Raw genomic sequence first — 20,151 nt, 5'->3', positions numbered from 1 at the left:
CCGCCGATGCCCCGGCTCGACGCGACGACGCTGCCCACGCTGGGCCCGTCGGTGTGGACGCCGCGCTACGACCGGTCGGCGGTGGGCGTCGGCATCGTGCACCTGGGTGTCGGGGGCTTCCACCGGTCGCACGAGGCGATGTACGTCGACCGGCTGCTGGAGTCGGGGCAGGCGCAGGACTGGGGCATCTGCGGCGTCGGCGTGCTGCCCTCGGACCGCCGGATGGCGGAGGTCATGGCGGCGCAGGACTGCCTGTACACCCTCGTCGTCAAGCACGCCGACGGGTTCCTCGACGCCCGCGTGGTCGGCTCGGTGGTGGAGTACCTCCTCGCGCCCGACGACCCCGAGGCGGTGGTCGAGAAGATGGCCGCGCCGGGCACCCGCATCGTCTCGCTGACGGTGACCGAGGGCGGCTACAACACCTCACCCGACACCGGCGCCTTCGACACCGCCGCACCCGATGTCGTCGCCGACCTGCAGCCCGGCGCCCTCCCGCGGACGACGTTCGGGCTGGTCACCGAGGCCCTCGTCCGGCGGCGCGAGCGCGGGCTGGCGCCCTTCGCCGTCGTCTCCTGCGACAACATCCCCGGCAACGGCCACCTCGCCCGGGCCGCGTTCGGCGCGTTCGCCACGCTGCGCGACCCGGAGCTGGGGGAGTGGGTGGCGGCCGAGGTGCCCTTCCCGAACTCCATGGTCGACCGGATCACCCCCGTCACCACCGACGACGACCGCGCCGACCTGGCCCGCCGCTTCGGCGTCGAGGACGCGTGGCCGGTGGTCTGCGAGCCGTACACGCAGTGGGTGCTCGAGGACGCGTTCCCCGGCGGCCGGCCGCCGCTGGAGGACGTCGGCGTGCAGCTCGTCGACGACGTCGCGCCCTACGAGCTGATGAAGCTGCGGCTGCTCAACGCCGGCCACCAGGTGCTCGGCCACCTCGGCCGGCTGGCCGGCCACGCGTACGTGCACGAGGCCAGCCAGGACCCGCTGTTCCGCGAGTTCCTCCTCGGCTACCTCGACGAGGAGGCGACGCCGACCCTCCCGCCGGTGCCCGGCATCGACCTGCGCCGCTACCGCGCAGACCTGGTGGGCCGGTTCGCCAACCCCGCCGTCCGCGACACCCTGGCCCGGTTGTGTGAGAACGCCTCCGACCGCATCCCGCAGTTCCTGCTGCCCGTGCTGCGCGCCGACCTCGCCGCCGGGCGCGAGATCCGCCGGTCGGTCGCCGTCCTCGCCGGGTGGGCGCGCACCGCCGAGGGCACCGACGACACCGGGCGCCCGGTCGAGCTCTCCGACCCCCGGCGCGACGCGCTGCTCGCCCGGGCCCGGGACGCCGACCCGTTGGCCTTCCTCCGGGAGCGCGACGTCTTCGGCGACCTGGCCGAGGACCCCCGGGTGGCCGCCGCCTTCACCGAGACGCTGACCTCCCTGCGCCGGCGGGGGACCCGGGCCACCGTCGAGGACCTCGTCCGCGGCCGGCGGGTGCGCTGAGGACGGTCCGTGCTGAGGGCGGTGCGCGCCGGGTAGAACGGTTGCCGTGTTCGGAGGCACGGGGTTCGGGAGCACGGGCTTCGAGGCCGACTGGTTCGGTCTGCTGGGCCGTGAGCTGCTGCGCGAGCGCCGCGCGGCGCTGATCGCCGAGGCCTGCGCGTGGAGCGTGGGCCTGTCCGACCGGCCGCACCACCTGCGGCTGCGCGGCCGGCTGGTGTCCACCGGCTCCACGATGGGGGACCGCGCCGCCACCGGGCAGGCCCTGTCGGGCGAGGAGGACGGCCGCATCGAGCTCGGTGACGCCAGCCCGGGCAGCTTCCAGGACGCGCTCAACGCCGTCGACGCCGACGGCACCGTCTTCGCCGACCGGTTCGACCGCGAGGTCGTCGAGCCGTTCGTCCACGAGACCTGCCTGCTGGCCGCCGACCGCGCCCGCCGCACCCGCCCCGGGCAGTGGGCCGAGCTGCTCGACGACCTGGGCGAGGACCCCGTCGACGCCGAGCCGGCCGACGTCGTCCGCGCCGGCGAGTGGGAGGAGCCGCTGCGCCTGGAGGCCGAGCACCTCGTGCTCGCGGCGCTGGGGCGCACCCCGCTGCTGGAGGTCGAGTCCGAGGGGCTGCCGCTGTCGCTGGTCCGCGCCGCCGAGGCCGCCACCCGCGCCGCCGCCGCACCGGCGCCCGTGCAGCCCGAGTCGGACGAGGGGCTGGCCGGCGCGCTGTTCCTCGCGCTGGCCGCCGTCCGGGAGGCCGGCCTGCCCTCCCCGGTGCCGCCGGCCGACGCCCGGGCGCTGGTGGCCGCCCTGCTCGGTCAGGGCCTGGAGCCCGAGGAGGTGGGCGGCGTGCTGCCGCACCTGCCCCTGGCGCCCGGCACCGCCGACCGGGTGGCCGCCCTGCTCACGTGAACGGCAGGGCTCGGTTGAACGGCAGGGCTCGGCTGACCGGCAGGGCTCAGCCGAACGGCAGGCCGGTGTAGTTCTCCGCCAGCTCGCGGGCGGCGGCCTCGGAGCTGCACACCCGGCGCAGCTGCGACAGCTGCAGCTCGGCGTCGAAGGGGTCGCCGGTGGTGTGCAGCATCGAGGTCATCCACCAGGAGAAGTGGGTGGCCCGCCAGACCCGCTGCAGCGCCGTGTCGGAGTAGGCGTCGACGAGGTCGGTCTCCTTCTCCTGCAGCAGCCGCACCAGCGCCCGGGAGAGCAGGACGACGTCGGCGACGGCGAGGTTGAGGCCCTTGGCGCCGGTGGGCGGCACGATGTGCGCGGCGTCGCCGGCGAGGAACAGCCGGCCGCGGCGCATCGGGGCGCTGACGAACGACCGCATCGGCAGGACCGACTTCTCGATCACCGGGCCGGTGCTGATCTCCCACCCCTCGTGCGCGAACCGGGTGGCCAGGCCCTCCCAGATGCGGTCGTCGGACCAGTCCTCGATCTTCTCCGCCGGGTCGACCTGCAGGTAGAGCCGCGACACGCTCGGCGAGCGCATCGAGTAGAGCGCGAAGCCGTCGGGGTGCCAGGCGTAGATGAGCTCGTCGGTGGCCGGAGCGGCCTCGGCGAGGATGCCGAGCCACGCGTAGGGGTAGGTGCGCTCCCACAGCTGCTGGTGGGTGCCCTCGGCGACGACGGCCCGCGACGGGCCGTGGAAGCCGTCGGTGCCGGCCACGACGTCGCACTCGAGCACCTGCGGCGTGCCCAGGGCGTCGGTGAACCGGATGCGCGGGCTGTCGGTGTCGACGTCCTCGATCGCGACGTCGGAGACGTCGAAGTGCAGCGGCGGGCCGCCGGCCAGCTGCGCGGCGACGAGGTCCTTGACCACCTCGGTCTGGCCGTACACCCACACCCGGCGGCCGCACAGCTCGGGGAAGTCCAGCTGGTGGCGCACGCCCGGGTACTGCAGGTACACGCCGCGGTGCTCCAGGCCCTCGCGGTGCAGCCGCTCGCCCATGCCGGCCTCGGTGAGCACGTCGACGGTGCCCTGCTCGAGGATGCCGGCGCGGATGCGTGCCTCGACGTACTCCCGCGAGCGGTTCTCCACCACCACCGAGTCGATGCCCTGCAGGGCCAGCAGCCGTGACAGCAGCAGGCCGGCCGGGCCGGCGCCGATGATCCCCACCTGGGTGCGCATGCGGCCGAGTGTGACCCCGGCTACGCGCCCGGCGACACCGCGGCCTCCCGCTCAGCGGAAGTGCGCCGCGCGCGCCAGCGCCCGCCCGATCCCGCGGGCGGCGACCTCCAGGACCGGCACGAGGCGGGGGAGGTCGCGCCGGTGGCTGGGGACGACGATCCCCAGCGCCGCGGCGACGACGACGCCGCTGCCGCGCTCCACCCGCACCGGGACCGCGACCGACAGCGTGCCCAGCGACATCTCCTCCGCGGTGCGCGCCCAGCCGCGGCGGTGCACCTCGGACAGCTCGCGGCGCAACCGGGCGGGGTCGACGACGGTGTGCCGCGTGGCGCGGGCGGGCGCGGCGAGGGCCTCGGCGACGACGTCGTCGGGCGCCGCGGCCAGCAGTACCTTGCCGACGCCGGTGGCGTGCAGCGGCAGCCGGCTGCCGACCTGGCTGACCACCGCCACCGACTCGCGGCCGGAGATGCGCTCGACGTAGAGCGCCGACAGGCCGTCGCGGACGGCGAGGTGGACGGTGTCGCGCGTGGCCGTGTGCACGTCGAGCAGGAACGGCGCGGCCACCTGGCGCAGCTCCAGCGAGACGGGGGCCAGCAGGCCGAGGTCCCAGAGCCGGCGGCCGATCTCGTAGCGGCCGTCGGCACGGCGGGCCAGCGCTCCCCAGTCGGTGAGCTCGGCCAGCAGCCGGTGGGCGGTGGTGAGCGGCGTGCCCGACCGCTCGGCGATCTCGGTGAGGGTCAGCCGGGGCGTGCTCGCGTCGAAGGCGTCGAGGACGGCGAGCGCGCGCGAGGTCACCGATCGTCCCCGCTCCGTCGCGCCACCGGCCATGCCGGGAGTCTCCCACCCAGCGGAAGCGCCAGGGACCTCGGGCCCTGCCGCGCTCGTCGCCGAGCCGCTGTGCTGTACCGGATCCGGAGGTGGTGGGGGATGACCGAGCCCGTGCGGCTGCCGCTGGCCTACCACGACACGGCGGTCGCCAGCTCCTACCACCTCGCCTCGGCCGAGGCGGTGGCCGCGCTGCTGCCCCGCGACCGCGGCCGCGTCCTGCTGCGGCCGCTGCCCGGGCCCGGCGGCCGCACGGTGGTGGCGGTGCACGCCCTGCGCCACCGCACGGTCACCTGGACCGGCACCGACGGCGGCACGCACCTGCTGGCGCCCTACGGCGAGGTCGGCGTGACCGCCGGGGTCCTGGCCGGGCCGGCCGCACGGGGAGGCGGCCGGCCCATGACGGGCGGCTTCGTGCTGCAGCTGCCGGTGACCTCGCGCGAGGCGCGCGACGTCGGCCGCGCCGAGTGGGGCCTGCCGAAGTGGCTCGCCGACATGGACTTCCTCGACGCCCCCGGCAGCCAGCGCGTCCGGCTGTCCGAGGACGGTGTCGAGGTGCTGGTCCACACCGTGTCCGCCGGGGGGCCGGCGCTGCGCGGCACCCGGTCGCGGCGGCTGTGGTCGGTGCGCGGCGGGCGGCTGCTGGAGACGACGACCCCGGTGCTCGCCCGCTGGCAGGCCCACCCGGGGCCCGGCGCGGCGGGTCTCGTCCTCGGGGACCACCCGGTGGCCGACGCGCTGCGCCGGCTCGGGCTGTCGCCGGCGCCGCTGGCCGCCTTCCGGTCCGTGGAGCACCGCAGCACGCTGCCCGCCGGCCGCACGCTCGGACCCGCCGACCCGGCGCCCGGCGCCGTCCACCCCGGACGGGACGCCGAACTCGGGCGGTTCACCGTGGCGCACCCGGGGACCGCGCCGCTGTCGCAGTACCCGGAGCCCGCCTCCGTCTGATCGGGGAGCGCCGCGTGATCAGGCGAGCGCCTCGTCCAGGGCCGCCCAGGGGCCGAGCGCCGCGCCCGCCGCCCGCGCCCGCCGCTCCTCGTCGTCGCCCATCGCGGCCCGCAGCGCCTCGCGGAGCCGGTCGGCCAGCGCCTGGTTCGGCGACCAGCGCGCCACCCCCAGGCCGGCGCGGGCGGCGTCGGCCGCGCCTGCGAACCGGGCGGCCGCGGCGGTCCGGTCCTCGGCGAGGGCCAGCGCGGCGAGCACCTCGAGGCAGGACGCCACGCCCTCCAGGTCGCGGGTGCTCCGGTGCAGCGCCGCGGCCTCCTGCAGCCGGGCCCGCGTGCGGGGCAGGTCGCCGGCCAGCAGCGCGGCGAGCGCGAGGGCGTCGGTGAGCAGCGCGGCGAGCTGGTCGTCGGCGGCCGCCGCGGCCAGGTCGCGCGCCTCCCCGGCGACCCGCTCGGCCGCGGCGAGGTCCCCGCCGGCCAGCGCCACCGCCCCGCGCAGCATGCCGCTGAAGGCGACCGACCAGCCGTCCCCGCTGCGCCGCAGGTGCGCCAGGCCCTCGTCGAGCAGCGCGACCACGTCGGGGTCGCCCGGCGTCAGCGTCATCGCCCGCGCGCCGAGGGCGTGGCCCAGCAGCCACGCGTCGTCCCGCCGGCGCGCGTCGTCGACCACGCCGTCGAGCAGGGGGACGGCGCGGTCAGGGCTGCCGACGGCGATCCGCAGGGCGGCCCGCGCCCAGGCCAGCCGGCCGGCCAGGTCGGGCGGGAGCGCGGCGGCCGACGGCAGTGCCGCGGTCCGCTCGGCGAGCGCGGCCATGTCCGGCAGCAGCCCGCGCGCCCACCACCAGCGCACCAGCGGTGCGGTCAGCCGCACCGCCAGCTCGGCGCGGTCGGTGGCCACGGCCCACCGGAGAGCCGCCCGCAGGTCGGCGGTCTCGGCGTCCAGCCGGGCCCGCCACAGCCGGGCGGCCGGGCCGGCCAGCCCGGCGCCGGCCTCGGCGCCCAGCTCCGCCAGGTGCTGCGCCCACCGGGCGCGGGTCGACTCCTCCTCGCCGCGCTCGCGCAGCCGCTCGGCGGCGAACGCGCGCACCAGCTCGAGCATGCGGAAGCGCGGCTCGCCGTCGCCGGTGTCGGTGGGGGTCACCAGGCTGTGCCCGACCAGCGCCGACAGCGTCTCCACGACGTCGAGGTCCCCGCCGTCGGCGCCCACGACCTCGGCGGTGTCGAGCGTGCAGCCGTCGGCGCAGACCGACAGCCGGGCCAGCAGCGCCCGGCCGTCCTCGTCGAGCAGGTCGTGGCTCCAGGCGATCGTGGTCCGCAGCGTGCGCTGGCGGTCGGGCACGTCGACGTCGGGGTCGCCGAGGTCGAGCGCCCGGTCGAGGCGGGCGAGCAGCAGCCGCGGGGGCAGCGTGCGGACGCGGGCCGCGGCCAGCTCCACCGCCAGCGGCAGGCCGTCGAGCCGGCGGACCAGCTCGCCCACCGGGCCGGCCGTGGCCTCGGTGAGCCGGAACGCCGGATCGGCCTGCCGGGCGCGGGCGACGAACAGCTCCACCGCCGGAGCCGCCACGGCCCCGTCCTCGCCGGGGGCCGGTGTCCCGAGCGGTTCGATCGGGACGTCGTGCTCGCCGCGCAGCCGCAGCACGGTGCGGCTGGTCACCAGCAGCTGGGTCCTCGGACAGCGGGCCAGCAGGACCGCCAGGTCCGGAGCGGCCGCGGCCACCTGCTCGAGGTTGTCGACGACGACCAGCGCCGACCGGCCGGCCAGCCGGTCGGCCACCAGCTCCAGCAGCGGGCGGCTGCCCTCGGCGGACACCCCGACCGCCTCGGCGACCGCCGCGGGGACGTCGGCGGGGTCGCGGACGGCGGCGAGGTCGACGAACCACGTCCCGTCCCGGCCCGGTTCCGCCGCCGCGGCCGCGGCCAGCGCCAGCCGGGTCTTGCCGATGCCGCCCGGGCCGGTGAGCACCACCAGCCGCACGGCGGGGTCGGCGAGCAGGCCGGTGACCGTGGCCAACTCCGCGGTGCGGTCGACCATCGGCGTCGGCGGCGTGGGCAGCCAGCCGGCCGCCAGCCCGGGCGGTGCGGCGGCGGGCCGGGCGAAGCGCTCGCTGAGCAGCACGGCGAGGTCGTCGGCGACCCGCTCGGCCAGCTCGGCCGGGTCGCCGTAGGGCGTGGTGGACACCCCGCCCTCGGCCTGCACCCGCTCCAGCAGCCGGGCCAGCCGGGGTTCGCGGCCGGGGGCGGGCGTGCGGACGTAGAGCAGCCGCGGCATGCCGGCCGACAGGTCGATCTCGTCCTCCAGGCCCGAGACCTCCATGTCCGGGCCGACCCAGCCGTAGCGGTCGCCGTAGATGCCGACGAAGACCTCGCTCTGCACGAGGTAGGCGCGGTAGAGGTCCCGCGGCGGGTGCGGGCGCGCACCGAGCTCGAACATGACCGGGGTCAACCGCAGCCGGGCGACCGCGTCGCGGACCGCGCGGCGCTCGGCGGCCAGTTCCTCGAGCGTGGAGGAGACGAACACGCGCAGCCGCCGGTCGGGGGTCGCGATGGTCGCCGGAGAGGTCCCGGCCGCCCTCGCCGGTGCGCTCACGTGCACCTCCCGCCCCGTCGACGGGCGCACCGCCCGTCCGGGTCGTCGACGTCGCGGAGTCTAGGGACGGCGGCGGCGTCCCGTAACCCGGTGACAGTGCCCCGGCGGCGGTGGTTGCATGGCGCCGCACGGGGACGCGCGCACTCGGAGACCGTCGTGCACCACGCCCAGGACCAGCCCGAGAGCGGCACCGCGCTGGTCGTCGTCGCCCGGGACGACGGCATGCGGACCGCCACCACCCGGGAGCTCGAGCGCCGCTACGGCAGCGACTACCGGGTGGTCGGTGGCACCGGTCACGGCGAGGTCGAGACGGCGCTGCACGCCGCGGGCGACCCCCTCGTCGCCGTCCTGCTGGGCGCACTCGGTGAGGGTGACCCCGACGGCCTCGACGTGCTGCGCACCTGCCACGCCGGTCACCCCGGCGCGGTGGCGGTGGCGCTGGTGCGGTGGGGGGACTTCGCCACCGCCCGGCCGATCTTCGAGGCCATCACCGTCGGCCAGCTGGACCGCTGGGTGTACGCGCCGCAGGGCCGCGCCGACGAGGAGTTCCACCGGTCGGTCACCGAGGTGCTCGACGAGTGGTCCTCCCGGCAGGACGGTGGGTTCGAGGCGGTGCGGATCGTCGGCGACCGCTGGGACCCGCACGCCCAGCACCTGCGCGACCAGATGACCCGCAACCGCATCCCGCTCGGCTTCTACGAGGCCGGCACCCCCGGCGGCCGCGCGCTGCTCGCCGACCTGGGCGTCGAGCAGCCCCGGCTGCCGGTCGTCGTCGTCCGCTTCAAGCCGGAGCAGACCGTGCTGCAGGCGCCGTCGGACCTCGAGGTGGCCGAGGCGTTCGGCCTGTTCGACCCGCTGGACCCCGACGCCGTGCACGACGTCGTCGTCGTGGGTGCCGGGCCGGCGGGGCTCGGCGCGAGCGTGTACGCCGCCTCCGAGGGTCTGGACACCCTGCAGCTGGAGTGCGAGGCGGTGGGCGGGCAGGCCGGCACCAGCTCGCTGATCCGCAACTACCTCGGGTTCCCCACCGGCGTCAGCGGCAGCCGGCTGGCCTTCTCGGCCTACCAGCAGGCGTGGGCGTTCGGCACCCGGTTCTCCTTCATGCGCTCCGCCGCCTCGCTGAGCACGGAAGACGGCCTGCACCGGGTGGCGCTCGGCGACGGCTCGGCGGTGCGGGCGCGGACCGTGGTCGTCGCCACCGGCGCGGCCTGGCGGCGCATCGGCGTGCCGGAGCTGGAGGCGTTCACCGGCCGCGGCGTCTTCTACGGCGCGGCGGTCAGCGAGGCGCCGGCGATGGCCGGCCGGCACGTGTTCGTCGTCGGCGGGGGGAACTCGGCCGGGCAGGCGGCGGTGTACCTCTCCCGCTACGCCGAGAAGGTGACGCTGCTGGTCCGACGGTCGTCCCTGACCGAGACGATGTCGGACTACCTCATCCGCGAGCTGGTCGCGCTGCCGCGGGTCGAGATCCGGTACCGCGTCCAGGTGGCCGGGGGGCGCGGCAGCGACGTCCTGGAGACCGTCGTCCTGCGCGACCTCGACACCGGCGCGGAGGACGAGGAGCCCGGGATGCTCTTCGTGATGATCGGCAGCGAGCCGCGCACCGACTGGCTCGTCGGGACGCTGGCCCGCGACCGGTGGGGCTTCCTGCTGACCGGGGCCGCGCTCACCGGTGACGGCGTCGCGCCGGCCTGGCCGCTGGACCGGCCGCCGGCGCTGCTGGAGACGTCGACGCCGGGGGTGTTCGCCGCCGGCGACGTGCGCCAGGGCTCGGTCAAGCGGGTGGCCTCGGCGGTGGGGGAGGGGGCGCTGGCGGTGACGCTGGTGCACGCCCACCTGGCCTCGCTCGCCGCTGCCCGGTGACCGGCGTCCTTCCGTCCAGCGGGACCACTGGCTTGGGGCGCGTCGCCGGGCGGCCGTAGGTTCCCGGTATGACCGGGACCACACCGACGGCGCCCCCGCCGGGTCTGCACCTGCCGCGCTACGTCCGCGAGGAGGCCGCCGCCCGGACGCCGGTCGCGTTCCCGGACTACCGCAGCACCGGGCTGCGCGCACCGCTGCGGACGCCGGTCGACCTGCCGCACCGGCTCACCGAGGTCACCGGCCCGGTGCTCGGCGAGGACCGGGTGCTGCCCACCGACGCCGACCTCACGTGGCGCAACGGCGGCGAGGCGATCGGCCAGCGGATCCTCGTGTACGGGCGGGTCCTCGACAGCGACGGCCGCGCCGTGCCGGGCGCGCTGGTCGAGGTGTGGCAGGCCAACGCCTCGGGCCGCTACCGGCACGTGGTGGACAACTGGCCGGCGCCGCTGGACCCACACTTCGACGGGCTGGGCCGGGTGGTCACCGACAGCCTGGGCCGCTACGAGTTCATGACGATCAAGCCCGGCGCGTACCCGTGGGGCAACCACCACAACGCGTGGCGGCCGGCGCACATCCACTTCAGCCTGTTCGGCCGGGCCTTCACCCAGCGCCTGGTCACCCAGATGTACTTCCCGGACGACCCGCTGTTCGGCCAGGACCCGATCTACAACGCCATCCCGCCCGCCGCCCGCTACCGGGCGGTCAGCCGGTACTCCCTCGACCGGACCCAGGACAACTGGGCGCTCGCGTTCGAGTGGGACATCGTGCTGCGCGGCACGGACCAGACCCCCTTCGAGACCGAGGACGACGGAGACGTGGCCTGATGACCGTCAACCCCCTCGAGGTGCCGCCGGACCCGGCCGCCCCCTTCCAGCCCCGCTCCGGGCAGCGCGGTACCGGCTTCCTCACCGGGCCGCTGCGGCTGGGCACCACCCCCAGCGCGACCGTCGGGCCGTACCTGGCCATCGGCCTGACCTGGCCCGACGGCGTCTACGCCGCGGCCGAGGGCACCCCCGGCGGCATCTGGATCCGCGGCCGGGTGTTCGACGGCAACGGCGACGTCGTCCCCGACGCGATGGTCGAGACCTGGCAGGCCGACCCGGACGGCGGCTTCGCCTCGCCCGAGGACCCGCGCGGCGCGTCGACCCACCCCGGCTTCCGCGGGTACGCCCGCGCCCAGACGCTCAGCGGCGAGTTCGAGGTGTTCACCCTCAAGCCGGGCCGGGTGCCCGACGGCGAGGGCGGCCTGCAGGCGCCGCACGTCGACGTCTCCGTCTTCGCCCGCGGCCTGCTCGACCGCGTCGTCACCCGGATCTACTTCGCCGACGAGGCCGAGGCCAACGCCGAGGACGTCGTCCTGCAGGGCCTGCCGGAGGACCGCCGGGAGACGCTGCTGGCCACGCCCACCGACGACGGCTACCGCTTCGACGTGTACCTGCAGGGGGACCGCGAGACGGTCTTCTTCGCCGTCTGAGTGCACCGCCGTCCGAGCGTGCACCCGCGCCCGCCGGTAGGAAGGACGACGTGACAGGTCTGTTCGCCGGCACCTTCGCCCGTGGCGGTGCGGCGGCGGCCGTCTCCGACGACGCCTGGTTCCGCGCGCTGCTGGAGGTCGAGGCGGCGCTGGCCCGCGCGGCAGCCACGGTGGGCCTGGTGCCCGCGACGGCGGCGGACGCGGTGACGGCGGCCTGCGCCGACCCCGCGGGGCTGGACCTCGCGACCGTCGTCGCCCGCGCCGCCGACGCCGGCAACCCGGTGCCGCCGCTGGTGCGGGCGCTGCAGGGCGCGGTGGGGGAGCGCGACGCCGTCGCCGTGCACGTGGGCGCCACCAGCCAGGACGTCGTCGACACCGCGCTGGTGCTGCTGGCCCGGCAGGCGGTGGCGGAGGTCGACGCCGACCTCGCCGCGGCGGCCGAGGTCTGCGCCGCGCTGGCGCGGAGGCACCGCGACGACCTCGTCATGGGCCGCACGCTGATGCAGCAGGCGTTGCCGACGACGTTCGGGCTCAAGGCGGCGACCTGGCTGGCGGGTCTCGACGGCGCGCGGCTGCGGCTGGCCGAGGTGGTCGCCTCCCTGCCGGTGCAGTACGGCGGCGCGGTGGGGACGCTCGCGGCGTCGTCGGGCGCCGGGGTGGCGGTGCGCGAGGCGCTGGCCGCCGACCTCGGGCTGGTGGCGCCCGCCGTCCCCTGGTCCACCGTGCGGCTGCCGGTGGCCGACCTGGCCGGCGCGCTGGGCGCGGCGGCGGGCGTGGTGGCGACCGTCGCCGTCGACGTGGTGCTGCTGGCGCAGACGGAGGTGGCCGAGGCCGCCGAGGTCGGCGAGGGCCGCGGCGGGTCGTCGGCGATGCCGCACAAGCGCAACCCGGTCGCCGCGATCTCGGCGCGGGCCTGCGCCCGGCGGGCGCCGGGGCTGGTGGCCACGCTGCTGGGCGCCATGGAGCAGGAGCACGAGCGGGCGGCCGGGGCGTGGCACAGCGAGTGGCCCACGCTGACCGACCTGCTGACGACGGTGGGCTCGGCCGCGGCGTGGCTGGCCGAGAGCCTGCGGGGACTGCGGCCCGACGTGGGCCGGATGGCGGACACGGTGGCCGCGGCGGGCGAGGGTTCGCTCGCCGGGGCGCTGGCCGAGGCGCTGACGCCCTCGCTCGGACAGGGCGCGGCGCACGACGCGGCCGCGGAGGCGACCCGGCACGCACGCGACACCGGCCGGTCGCTGGCCGAGGTGGTCGCCACCCGGACCGACGTCGACGTCGCCGCGGTACTGGGCGCGGCCGTCCCGGACCCGGGGGAGGCCGGCGCGCAGGTGGACGCGGCGCTGGCCGAGCACGAGCAGCTGGTGGAAGGGACGCCGTGAGCGCGGTCGAGGTCAGCTACACCGAGGACGGGCCGGCCGACGCGCCGGTCGTCCTCCTGTCCAACTCGCTGGGGGCCACCCGCGGGATGTGGGACCCGCAGGTGCCGGCCCTCGCCGAGCGCTACCGGGTGGTCACCTACGACACCCGCGGGCACGGGGAGTCGCCGGCACCGGCCGGGCCGTACACGGTGGACGACCTCGTCGACGACGTCGTCGCGCTGCTCGACCGACTCGGCGCGCGGACGGCGCACGTGGCCGGGCTGTCGCTGGGCGGGATGACGGCGATGCGGCTGGCCGCGCGCGAGCCCTCGCGGGTGGACCGCCTGGTGCTGCTGGCCACCTCGGCGAAGCCCGACCCGCAGGGGTTCCTCGACCGGGCGGTGCAGGCTCGCTCGGGCGGGACCGCGCCGCTGGCGCCGACGATCGTGAGCCGGTGGCTGACGCCGGCATACGCGGCGGGGCACCCGGACCTCGTGGCCCGCCTGGAGGCGATGATCGCCGGCGCCGACGACGAGGGGTACGCGTCCTGCTGCGAGGCGGTGGGGCACTTCGACGCACGTGAGGACCTGGCACGGATCTCCGCGCGGACGCTGGTGGTCTCGGGGGCCGAGGACCCCGCGCTGCCGCCGCCGCACCAGCAGCTGATCGCCGACGGGATCCCGGGGGCGACGCTGGTGTCGATCAGCCCGGGCGCGCACCTGCCCAACCTGGAGCGACCGCTGGAGGTCACCGGGGCGCTGCTGGCCCACCTCGACGCCGCGGGGAGCCACGCGTGAGCGAGGAGCTGACCTCCGACGACGGGCGCCGCGAGGCGGGCATGCGGACCCGCCGCGAGGTGCTGGGCGACGCGTGGGTGGACCGGGCGGTGGCGAACACGACGCCGTTCACCGCGGGGTTCCAGGACTTCATCACCCGCGTGGCGTGGGGCGACGTCTGGCAGCGGCCCGGCCTCGAGCGGCGGGAACGGAGCATCGCCACGCTGTCGATCTGCATCGCGCTGCGGCACTGGGACGAGTTCGCGCTGCACGTGCGCGCCGCCGTGCGCAACGGCCTGAGCGACGCGGAGATCGGTGAGGTGATCCAGCACGCCGCCGTCTACGCGGGGGTGCCGGCCGCCAACCACGCGTTCAAGGTGGCCGGGCCGATCCTCGAGGAGCTGCGCGCCGGCTGAGCCGGGGTCACACCGGCTGGGCGGGCTCCCGGGGACTGGGCACCAGCGCGACGCTGAGCGAGGTCACGAGGCCCACGAGGACCGTCGCGGTCACGTCGTCCTCGAGCCAGTAGAGGAGTGCAGCGGCACCCAGGCCGACGAGGACGGCGAACACGAGCCGACGTCGCACACCGTCCCAGTACGTGTCCCCGTCTCCCATGCCGCAGGACGCTAGGTGTCCGCCGCGCACATCCCGGACCGATCCCTCGTGTGCCGCGGCGCCGGCCGGTCGACACGGCGCGTCGTCTCCGGACCGTGGCCACTCGACTGCCCACGCTGTTCAGGCGACCGGGGCCAGCAGCGGTGCCGGGGTGGCGATCTCGGAGCCGTCGGGCCGTAGGTGTGCCACCGGTCGTCCGGAGGTCCGGTCGTCGTTCGACGCGGAAGCCGTGGTGCACCTTGGTGTGGTGCCGTTCGCCGAGCAGGGCCGAGTTGTCGAGTGAGGTCTCGCCGCCGTCGATCCAGTGCACGAGGTGGTGGACGTCGGCCCACCAGGTCGGGGCGGAGCACCCGGTGAACACACATCCGCCGTCGCGGAGTTCGACGGCGTGGCGGAGGTGGTGGTCGGCGAGGCGGTGCTCCCGGCCGAGGTCGAGGGGTACGCCGTCGGGGCCGAACACGACGCGGGAGACGGTGCCGTCGCAGGCCGGCCGGCGGGCCTTCGCCGCGGAGATGACCGCACCGGATCCGAGGGTGGCGGCGCTCCTGCCGGTGGCGGGGTCGGCGAGGTCGTCGAGGTCGATGCGCGCAGCGACGTGTGGCTCGACCGTCCGCATCGTCAGCAGGTCGCCGGCGGCGAGGTCGTCGTCGCACGACTGCACGAGGGCGTCGCCGAGGCGCTGGGCGCGGGTGCGCTCATCGCCGGCTGGGCGGTCGACCTGGGTGGAGGACTCGAGCGCAACGGCGAACTCCTCGCCACCGACGGGGTCGGGAACGCCGCGGATCGACAGGCTGCCGTCGGCGTGCCTCGCCAGGGTCAGCGACCGCTGTTCGGTGGGTCGGGTTCGGGACCGTCGGGTTCGGGGCCGTCGGGGTCGGGGCCGTCGGGGTCGAGGTCGTCGAGGTAGCGCTGTACGACCTGTGCCAGGTCGGCGTGCGGCTGCTCGACGGCGACCCCGGTGAACACCGCGTCGATCACCGCGAGGTCCACGCCGGCCGCCGCCGCAGCGGCCAGTCGTTCCGGCGTCACCGCTCGCGCCGCCTCGGCCACCTGCCCGGCCGTGACGAGACCGGCGTCGTGTGCCTGACCGAGCGCCGGCAGGTGCTCCAGCGCCCGCCCGTTCCGCAGGAGCCGCGAGGCCCCGGCGGCCCACAGGCGGCGGTGGTCGCGCACCCCCGACGCCGTCGACTCCGGCCCGTCGCGCTCCGGCGCTCGTGCCAGTTCCGCGGCACGCACCGGTGAGCGAGGGCGGCGTCGATCCGGTCGCCCTCGGCGACCAGCACGGCGACGTCGTCGAGGACGTCACCGCCGACCAGATCACCCGAAACACACGTATGAGGTCCACCGCCGCAGACGTGCTCCCGCGACCCGTGTCCGCAGGTCAGCTCCCTGTCCACGGATCCGGACGACCCCTGGCGCGGCGCCGGGACGCGGCCTGGACGAGGATCGCCACAGGGACTCCGACGAGAGGGACGACGTGGCACTCCTGGACGACGGCGCGTGGCAGGGCAGGGTCTGGACCGGCAGCTGGACCGAGGGGTCCGGCGGCACCTACGACGCGGTGGAGCCGGCCACCGGTGACGTCATCGCCCCAGTGGGGAAGGCGACCCCGGACGACGTGCAGGCGGCCGCCGAGCGGGCGGCGGAGGCGCAGCGCGCGTGGGCCGCGGCGCCGTTCGAGGAGCGCGCCCGCGTGCTGCGCCGGGCCGGGCAGGTGCTCGAGGACAACGCCGACGAGATCAAGGGCTGGCTGGCGCGGGAGTCCGGAGCGATCCAGCCCTTCGGCGACTTCCAGGTCCACACCAGCGCCCAGGAGTGCTACGAGGCCTCGGCGCTGCCCAGCCACCCGTACGGCGAGCTGCTGCGCACCGGGGCGCCTCGGCTGAGCTTCGCCCGGCGCGTGCCGGCCGGCGTCGTCGGCGTCATCGCGCCGTTCAACGTGCCCACCATCCTGGCCATCCGCGCCATCGCGCCGGCGCTGGCGCTGGGCAACGCCGTCGTCCTCAAGCCCGACCCGCGCACCGCGATCTCCGGCGGTGCGGTGTTCGCGCGCGTCTTCGAGGAGGCCGGGCTGCCGGCCGGCGTGTTCCAGGTGCTGCCCGGCGGCGCCGACGTCGGCGAGGCGCTGGTCACCGCACCGCAGGTGCGGGTCATCGCCTTCACCGGCTCCACGCGGGCCGGCCGGATCGTGGGCGCCCTGGCCGGGCAGCACCTCAAGCGGGCGCACCTGGAGCTCGGCGGCAACTCCGCGCTCATCGTGCTGCCCGACGTCGACGTGACGGCCGCGGCCAGCGTGGGCGCCTGGGGCACGTTCGCCCACCAGGGCCAGATCTGCATGGCCACCAGCCGCCACCTGGTGCACGAGTCGATCGCCGAGGAGTACACGGCGGTGCTGACCGAGAAGGTGGAGAAGCTGCCGGTCGGCGACCCGTTCCGCGAGCAGGTGGCGCTCGGCCCGCTCATCGACGCCGGCCAGCGCGACCGGGTGCACGGGCTGGTCACCGCCAGCGTCGACAAGGGCGCCACGGTCCGCACCGGCGGCACCTACGAGGGGCTGTTCTACCGGCCGACCGTGCTCGGCGGCGTCGCCGTCGACCACCCGGCCTACCAGGAGGAGATCTTCGGCCCGGTGGCGCCGGTGACGCCGTTCTCCAGCCTCGACGAGGTCGCCGCGCTCGCCTCCGGCACCGAGTACGGCCTGAGCCTCGGCATCCTCACCCGCGACGTCTACGCCGGCCTCGAGCTGGCCGAGCGGATCCCGAGCGGCCTGGTGCACGTCAACGACCAGACGGTCAACGACGAGGCGGTGGCGCCCTTCGGCGGCGTCGGCGCCTCGGGCACCGGCTCCCGGCACGGCGGGCCGCAGGCCAACATCGAGGCGTTCACCGAGACGCAGTGGGTCACCGTGCGCGGCGACCTCCCGGCGTATCCCTTCTGATCGCCGGCCGGGCCCGGCGGGCCGGTCGCCCCGGAGGAGGAGCTCAGTCCTCCCGGGCGGCCGCCCGCCGGTCCCGCTCCGCGGGCCAGCGCGCCAGGGCGGCGGCCATCTCCGCGCGGAGGAAGGCGAGGAAGTCCCGGGTCTCGGCGAGGCGGCGCCCGCCGGGCCGGTGTGCACCGAGCACCTCGACGCCGCTCGCCGCGGCCTCCTCGAAGCGCTGCAGCGTCTCCAGCTCCGTGGCCATGAAGCGCGACCACAGGTCCCGGTCGTCCAGCACGTAGAGGTCGCTGCGGGTGCCGGGTTCGCGCTCGCGGCTCAGCAGCCGCAGCGAGACGAGCATCCGCACCGCCCCGGAGATGGCGGCAGGGCTGACGTCGAGCCCCCGCGCGAGGTCCCCGGCTGTGTAACGGTCGGCGTCGTCGGCCAGCGCGAAGGCCAGCACCCGCGCCGGCATGGGCGGCATGCCGGCCTCCCGCAGCACGAGCGCGAAGCGCTCCACGAACCGCAGCAGGACCATCTGCTCGTCGTCCTCGGTCACGACCACCTCCAGCATGCACGATAGCCGAACCGACACGCGTTCAACACACTTCACGAACTCGTGAAAAGTGTGTAGCTTGCTCGGTCATGGCACCTGTCATCGCGGTCTCCGGACTGGTCAAGACCTTCGGCTCCTCCCGCGCCCTCGACGGGCTCGACCTCGAGGTCGCGCCCGGGGAGGTGCACGGCTTCCTCGGTCCCAACGGGGCCGGGAAGTCCACCACCATCCGCGTGCTGCTGGGCCTGCTGCGCGCCGACGGCGGCCACGCGCGGCTGCTCGGCGGCGACCCCTGGCGCGACGCGGTCGCGCTGCACCGCCGCCTGGCCTACGTCCCCGGCGACGTCACGCTGTGGCCCGGCCTCACCGGCGGTGAGGCCATCGACCTGCTGGGTCGGCTGCAGGGCGGCCTGGACCCGGCGCGCCGGGCCGAGCTGCTCGAGCGCTTCGACCTGGACCCGCGCAAGCGGGCGCGCACCTACTCGAAGGGCAACCGGCAGAAGGTCGCGCTGGTGGCGGCGCTGGCCTCCGACGCCGAGCTGTTCGTCCTGGACGAGCCCACCTCCGGCCTCGACCCGCTCATGGAGGCCGCCTTCCAGGACGAGGTGCGCGCGCTGCGCGACCAGGGCCGCACGGTGCTGCTGTCCAGTCACGTCCTCGCCGAGGCCGAGCACCTCTGCGACCGGCTGACCATCGTCCGGCATGGCCGCACGGTGCAGAGCGGCACCCTCGCCCAGATGCGCCACCTCACCCGCACGTCGGTCAGCGTCGACACCGCCCGTCCCGTGCCCGGGCTGGCGGACCTCCCCGGGGTCCACGGGCTGCGCACCGGGGACGGCCGGCTGCACATGGACGTCGACACCTCCGCCCTCGACGACGTCGTCCGGCAGCTGGCCGGCTCCGGCGTCCGGTCCCTGGTCAGTGCGCCGCCGACGCTGGAGGAGCTGTTCCTGCGGCACTACGGCGACGACGTCCCGGCCGAGGCCGTCACCCCGGCCCTGGCGGTGCGGTGATGCGCGCGCCCGGGACGTCCCTGGCCGGCACCGGCACCCTCGTGCGGTTCGCGCTGCGACGGGACCGCGTGCGGCTGCCCGTGTGGATCGCGGTCGGCGCGGGCCTGGTGGCCACCCAGTCGGTGTCCAGCCAGGCGCTGTACGACTCGCCGCAGGACCTGGCCGCCTACGCGGCCTCCGTGGGCGCGAACGCCGCGACGATCGCCCTGTCCGGCCCGCCGGTCGGCCTGGACACCGTGGCGGGCGCGGTCGCGTTCGAGATCTCCTCGTTCGTCGTCGTCCTCACCGCCCTCATGGCCGCCTCGACCACCGGCCGGCACACCCGCGCCGACGAGGAGGCCGGCCGGACCGAGCTGGTGCGCGCGGCCCGCGTGGGCCGGCACGCGCCGCTCACGGCCGCCGTCCTCGTGTCGGCGGCGGCGTGCCTGGCCATGGCCCTGGCCATCGGGGCCGCGGCGACCGCGACGGGGCTGCCCGCCGGCGGCTCCTCCCTGCTCGGCGCCTCGGTGGGCGCGGCCGGTCTGGTCTTCACCGGCGTGACCGCCGTCGCCGTCCAGGTGGGCGCCAGTGCCAGGGCCGCCCAGGGGGCGGTCGTCACCGTCCTCGGTGCCGCCTTCGTGCTGCGGGCGCTGGGGGACGTCGAGGGTTCCTGGGTGTCGTGGACCTCGCCGATCGGCTGGGCGCAGGCCACCCACCCGTACTCCGGCGACCGGGTGCTCCCGCTCCTGCTCTGCCTGCTGGCCACCGCCGTCCTGCTCGGCGTCGCGGTGGCCCTGCTCGACCGGCGCGACCTCGGGTCCGGGCTGCTGGCGGCCCGTCCGGGACCGGCGTCGGCGCCGCGGTCGCTGCGCTCGCCCCTCGGGCTGGCCGTCCGGCTGCAGCGCGGTGCCCTCGCCGGCTGGACGGTCGGGCTGGCGCTCCTGGGCCTGGCCCTCGGCGGCCTGGCGGGGTCGGTGGAGACGCTCTTCGGCGACAACCCCGAGGCCCGGGCGTTCCTGCCCGACGCCGCGAGCGTGGTCGACGCCTACCTGGCCACCGCGCTGTCGATGGCCGCGCTGCTGGCGGGCGCCTACGCGGCGTCGTCGGTGCTGCGCGCCCGCGCCGAGGAGGCCGCCGGGCGGGCGGAGCCGGTGCTGGCCACGGCGACCGGCCGGGTGGCCTGGCTGGCCGGTCACGCGACCGTGGCGCTGGCCGGGGCGAGCCTGCTGCTCCTGGTCGCCGGGGCCGCCGTGGGGACGGTCCGCGCGCTCGCCACGGGCGACTCCGCGGAGCTCGGCCGGCTCTTCGGCGCCACCCTGGCGTACCTGCCGGCGGTGTGGGTGCTCGCCGGCCTGGCCGTCGCGCTGTCGGGGCTGCTGCCCCGGCCGGCCGCGGCGCTGGCCTGGGCCGCCGTCGCCTACGTCACCGTCATGGCGTTCTTCGCCGGCTCCCTCGACTGGCCGGGCTGGGTCGACGACGCCTCCCCGCTGGCCTGGACCCCGCTCGTGCAGGTCGACGACGCGGCGGCCGTGCCGCTGGCCGTCCTCACCATCCTGGCCGCGGCGCTGCTCGGGGCCGGTCTGGCCGGCTTCCGGCGCCGGGACCTGGTCGCCGGCTGACCCGCGCCCCTCCGCGGACGTGC

At 76.6% G+C, this 20,151-nt stretch carries 18 protein-coding genes and 1 pseudogene; 12 read left to right on the top strand and 7 right to left on the bottom strand.

Going from position 1 to position 20,151, the window contains the following annotated elements:
* Nucleotides 1-6: 6 nt before the first annotated feature.
* Nucleotides 7-1,488 carry a mannitol dehydrogenase family protein gene (locus tag BM414_RS06305; RefSeq protein ID WP_093578574.1) on the top strand — a complete coding sequence of 494 codons (1,482 nt, stop codon included), beginning with the start codon at nucleotides 7-9 and terminating at the stop codon, nucleotides 1,486-1,488.
* 46 nt (nucleotides 1,489-1,534) lie between these two features.
* On the top strand, nucleotides 1,535-2,389 hold the full coding sequence (locus BM414_RS06300) for a hypothetical protein (protein ID WP_093578573.1): 855 nt from the start codon (nucleotides 1,535-1,537) through the stop codon (nucleotides 2,387-2,389).
* Between the two features lie 46 nt (nucleotides 2,390-2,435).
* On the opposite strand, the gene BM414_RS06295 is transcribed toward BM414_RS06300, so the two are convergent.
* Together BM414_RS06295 and BM414_RS06290 are read right to left on the bottom strand one after the other, a co-directional pair.
* Nucleotides 2,436-3,605, bottom strand: a complete 1,170-nt coding sequence (locus tag BM414_RS06295; RefSeq protein ID WP_093578572.1) for a 4-hydroxybenzoate 3-monooxygenase — start codon at nucleotides 3,603-3,605, stop codon at nucleotides 2,436-2,438.
* 51 nt (nucleotides 3,606-3,656) lie between these two features.
* The gene (locus BM414_RS06290; protein WP_245784527.1) at nucleotides 3,657-4,400 is read right to left on the bottom strand and encodes an IclR family transcriptional regulator; all 744 of its coding nucleotides are present in this window, start codon (nucleotides 4,398-4,400) and stop codon (nucleotides 3,657-3,659) included.
* A 132-nt stretch (nucleotides 4,401-4,532) separates the two neighbouring features.
* On the opposite strand from BM414_RS06290, the gene BM414_RS06285 reads away from it, so the two are divergent.
* Nucleotides 4,533-5,378 carry an acetoacetate decarboxylase family protein gene (locus tag BM414_RS06285; RefSeq protein ID WP_093578570.1) on the top strand — a complete coding sequence of 282 codons (846 nt, stop codon included), beginning with the start codon at nucleotides 4,533-4,535 and terminating at the stop codon, nucleotides 5,376-5,378.
* 18 nt (nucleotides 5,379-5,396) lie between these two features.
* Here BM414_RS06285 and BM414_RS06280 read toward each other — a convergent pair whose 3' ends face one another.
* Nucleotides 5,397-7,961: an ATP-binding protein gene (locus BM414_RS06280; RefSeq protein WP_175551451.1), complete on the bottom strand. Its 2,565-nt coding sequence runs from the start codon at nucleotides 7,959-7,961 to the stop codon at nucleotides 5,397-5,399.
* 156 nt (nucleotides 7,962-8,117) lie between these two features.
* Between BM414_RS06280 and BM414_RS06275 the strand changes: the two genes are divergently transcribed.
* The 6 genes from BM414_RS06275 (at nucleotide 8,118) to pcaC (ending at nucleotide 13,845) form a co-directional block, all read left to right on the top strand.
* A complete protein-coding gene (locus BM414_RS06275) occupies nucleotides 8,118-9,821 on the top strand; it encodes an NAD(P)/FAD-dependent oxidoreductase (protein ID WP_093578568.1) in 1,704 nt (567 codons plus the stop codon).
* 68 nt (nucleotides 9,822-9,889) lie between these two features.
* A complete protein-coding gene (gene pcaH / locus BM414_RS06270) occupies nucleotides 9,890-10,645 on the top strand; it encodes a protocatechuate 3,4-dioxygenase subunit beta (RefSeq protein WP_093578567.1) in 756 nt (251 codons plus the stop codon).
* On the top strand, nucleotides 10,645-11,295 hold the full coding sequence (pcaG, locus tag BM414_RS06265; protein ID WP_093578566.1) for a protocatechuate 3,4-dioxygenase subunit alpha: 651 nt from the start codon (nucleotides 10,645-10,647) through the stop codon (nucleotides 11,293-11,295). Before pcaH ends, pcaG begins: the two co-directional genes overlap by 1 nt.
* 50 nt (nucleotides 11,296-11,345) lie before the next feature.
* The gene (gene pcaB / locus BM414_RS06260; protein WP_093578565.1) at nucleotides 11,346-12,674 is read left to right on the top strand and encodes a 3-carboxy-cis,cis-muconate cycloisomerase; all 1,329 of its coding nucleotides are present in this window, start codon (nucleotides 11,346-11,348) and stop codon (nucleotides 12,672-12,674) included.
* Nucleotides 12,671-13,450: a 3-oxoadipate enol-lactonase gene (gene pcaD, locus BM414_RS06255; RefSeq protein WP_093578564.1), complete on the top strand. Its 780-nt coding sequence runs from the start codon at nucleotides 12,671-12,673 to the stop codon at nucleotides 13,448-13,450. The genes pcaB and pcaD overlap by 4 nt, the downstream gene beginning before the upstream one ends.
* Nucleotides 13,447-13,845, top strand: coding sequence for a 4-carboxymuconolactone decarboxylase (gene pcaC / locus BM414_RS06250; protein WP_217644572.1), 399 nt, complete (start codon nucleotides 13,447-13,449; stop codon nucleotides 13,843-13,845). The genes pcaD and pcaC overlap by 4 nt, the downstream gene beginning before the upstream one ends.
* Nucleotides 13,846-13,852: 7 nt before the next feature.
* On the opposite strand, the gene BM414_RS30640 is transcribed toward pcaC, so the two are convergent.
* The 3 genes and pseudogenes from BM414_RS30640 to BM414_RS30635 form a co-directional block, all read right to left on the bottom strand.
* A complete protein-coding gene (locus BM414_RS30640; RefSeq protein ID WP_163474822.1) occupies nucleotides 13,853-14,044 on the bottom strand; it encodes a hypothetical protein in 192 nt (63 codons plus the stop codon).
* A gap of 430 nt (nucleotides 14,045-14,474) precedes the next feature.
* Nucleotides 14,475-14,858, bottom strand: a pseudogene (locus tag BM414_RS31735) (DUF222 domain-containing protein); the annotation flags it as partial.
* A gap of 2 nt (nucleotides 14,859-14,860) precedes the next feature.
* The gene (locus BM414_RS30635) at nucleotides 14,861-15,280 is read right to left on the bottom strand and encodes a hypothetical protein (protein ID WP_245784526.1); all 420 of its coding nucleotides are present in this window, start codon (nucleotides 15,278-15,280) and stop codon (nucleotides 14,861-14,863) included.
* Nucleotides 15,281-15,521: 241 nt separating this feature from the next.
* Between BM414_RS30635 and BM414_RS06240 the strand changes: the two genes are divergently transcribed.
* Nucleotides 15,522-16,982: a benzaldehyde dehydrogenase gene (locus BM414_RS06240; protein WP_093578563.1), complete on the top strand. Its 1,461-nt coding sequence runs from the start codon at nucleotides 15,522-15,524 to the stop codon at nucleotides 16,980-16,982.
* Nucleotides 16,983-17,025: 43 nt separating this feature from the next.
* Here BM414_RS06240 and BM414_RS06235 read toward each other — a convergent pair whose 3' ends face one another.
* Complete coding sequence (locus tag BM414_RS06235) at nucleotides 17,026-17,535, bottom strand: GbsR/MarR family transcriptional regulator (protein WP_093578562.1); 510 nt, start codon at nucleotides 17,533-17,535, stop codon at nucleotides 17,026-17,028.
* 71 nt (nucleotides 17,536-17,606) lie between these two features.
* Between BM414_RS06235 and BM414_RS06230 the strand changes: the two genes are divergently transcribed.
* Together BM414_RS06230 and BM414_RS06225 are read left to right on the top strand one after the other, a co-directional pair.
* Entirely contained in the window at nucleotides 17,607-18,530 is a 924-nt protein-coding gene (locus BM414_RS06230; protein ID WP_093578561.1) for an ABC transporter ATP-binding protein, read from the top strand.
* Nucleotides 18,530-20,128, top strand: a complete 1,599-nt coding sequence (locus tag BM414_RS06225; protein ID WP_093578560.1) for an ABC transporter permease — start codon at nucleotides 18,530-18,532, stop codon at nucleotides 20,126-20,128. Before BM414_RS06230 ends, BM414_RS06225 begins: the two co-directional genes overlap by 1 nt.
* Nucleotides 20,129-20,151 lie beyond the last annotated feature (23 nt).

It is taken from the genome of Geodermatophilus amargosae, from assembly GCF_900116515.1.
Taxonomy (GTDB): Bacteria; Actinomycetota; Actinomycetes; order Mycobacteriales; family Geodermatophilaceae; genus Geodermatophilus; species Geodermatophilus amargosae.
The sequence above is the reverse complement of the archived record's forward strand: the minus strand, read 5'-3'. Positions and strand labels throughout refer to the sequence as shown.

Excerpts from the sequence above, each read along its gene's own strand:
- BM414_RS06285 (WP_093578570.1), top strand. The coding sequence starts at position 4,533 with ATGACCGAGCCCGTGCGGCTGCCGCTGGCCTACCACGACACGGCGGTC.
- BM414_RS06235 (WP_093578562.1), bottom strand. The coding sequence starts at position 17,535 with ATGCTGGAGGTGGTCGTGACCGAGGACGACGAGCAGATGGTCCTGCTG.
- pcaH (WP_093578567.1), top strand. The coding sequence starts at position 9,890 with ATGACCGGGACCACACCGACGGCGCCCCCGCCGGGTCTGCACCTGCCG.
- BM414_RS06230 (WP_093578561.1), top strand. The coding sequence starts at position 17,607 with ATGGCACCTGTCATCGCGGTCTCCGGACTGGTCAAGACCTTCGGCTCC.
- BM414_RS06225 (WP_093578560.1), top strand. The coding sequence starts at position 18,530 with ATGCGCGCGCCCGGGACGTCCCTGGCCGGCACCGGCACCCTCGTGCGG.
- BM414_RS06305 (WP_093578574.1), top strand. The coding sequence starts at position 7 with ATGCCCCGGCTCGACGCGACGACGCTGCCCACGCTGGGCCCGTCGGTG.
- BM414_RS06295 (WP_093578572.1), bottom strand. The coding sequence starts at position 3,605 with ATGCGCACCCAGGTGGGGATCATCGGCGCCGGCCCGGCCGGCCTGCTG.
- BM414_RS30640 (WP_163474822.1), bottom strand. The coding sequence starts at position 14,044 with ATGGGAGACGGGGACACGTACTGGGACGGTGTGCGACGTCGGCTCGTG.
- pcaG (WP_093578566.1), top strand. The coding sequence starts at position 10,645 with ATGACCGTCAACCCCCTCGAGGTGCCGCCGGACCCGGCCGCCCCCTTC.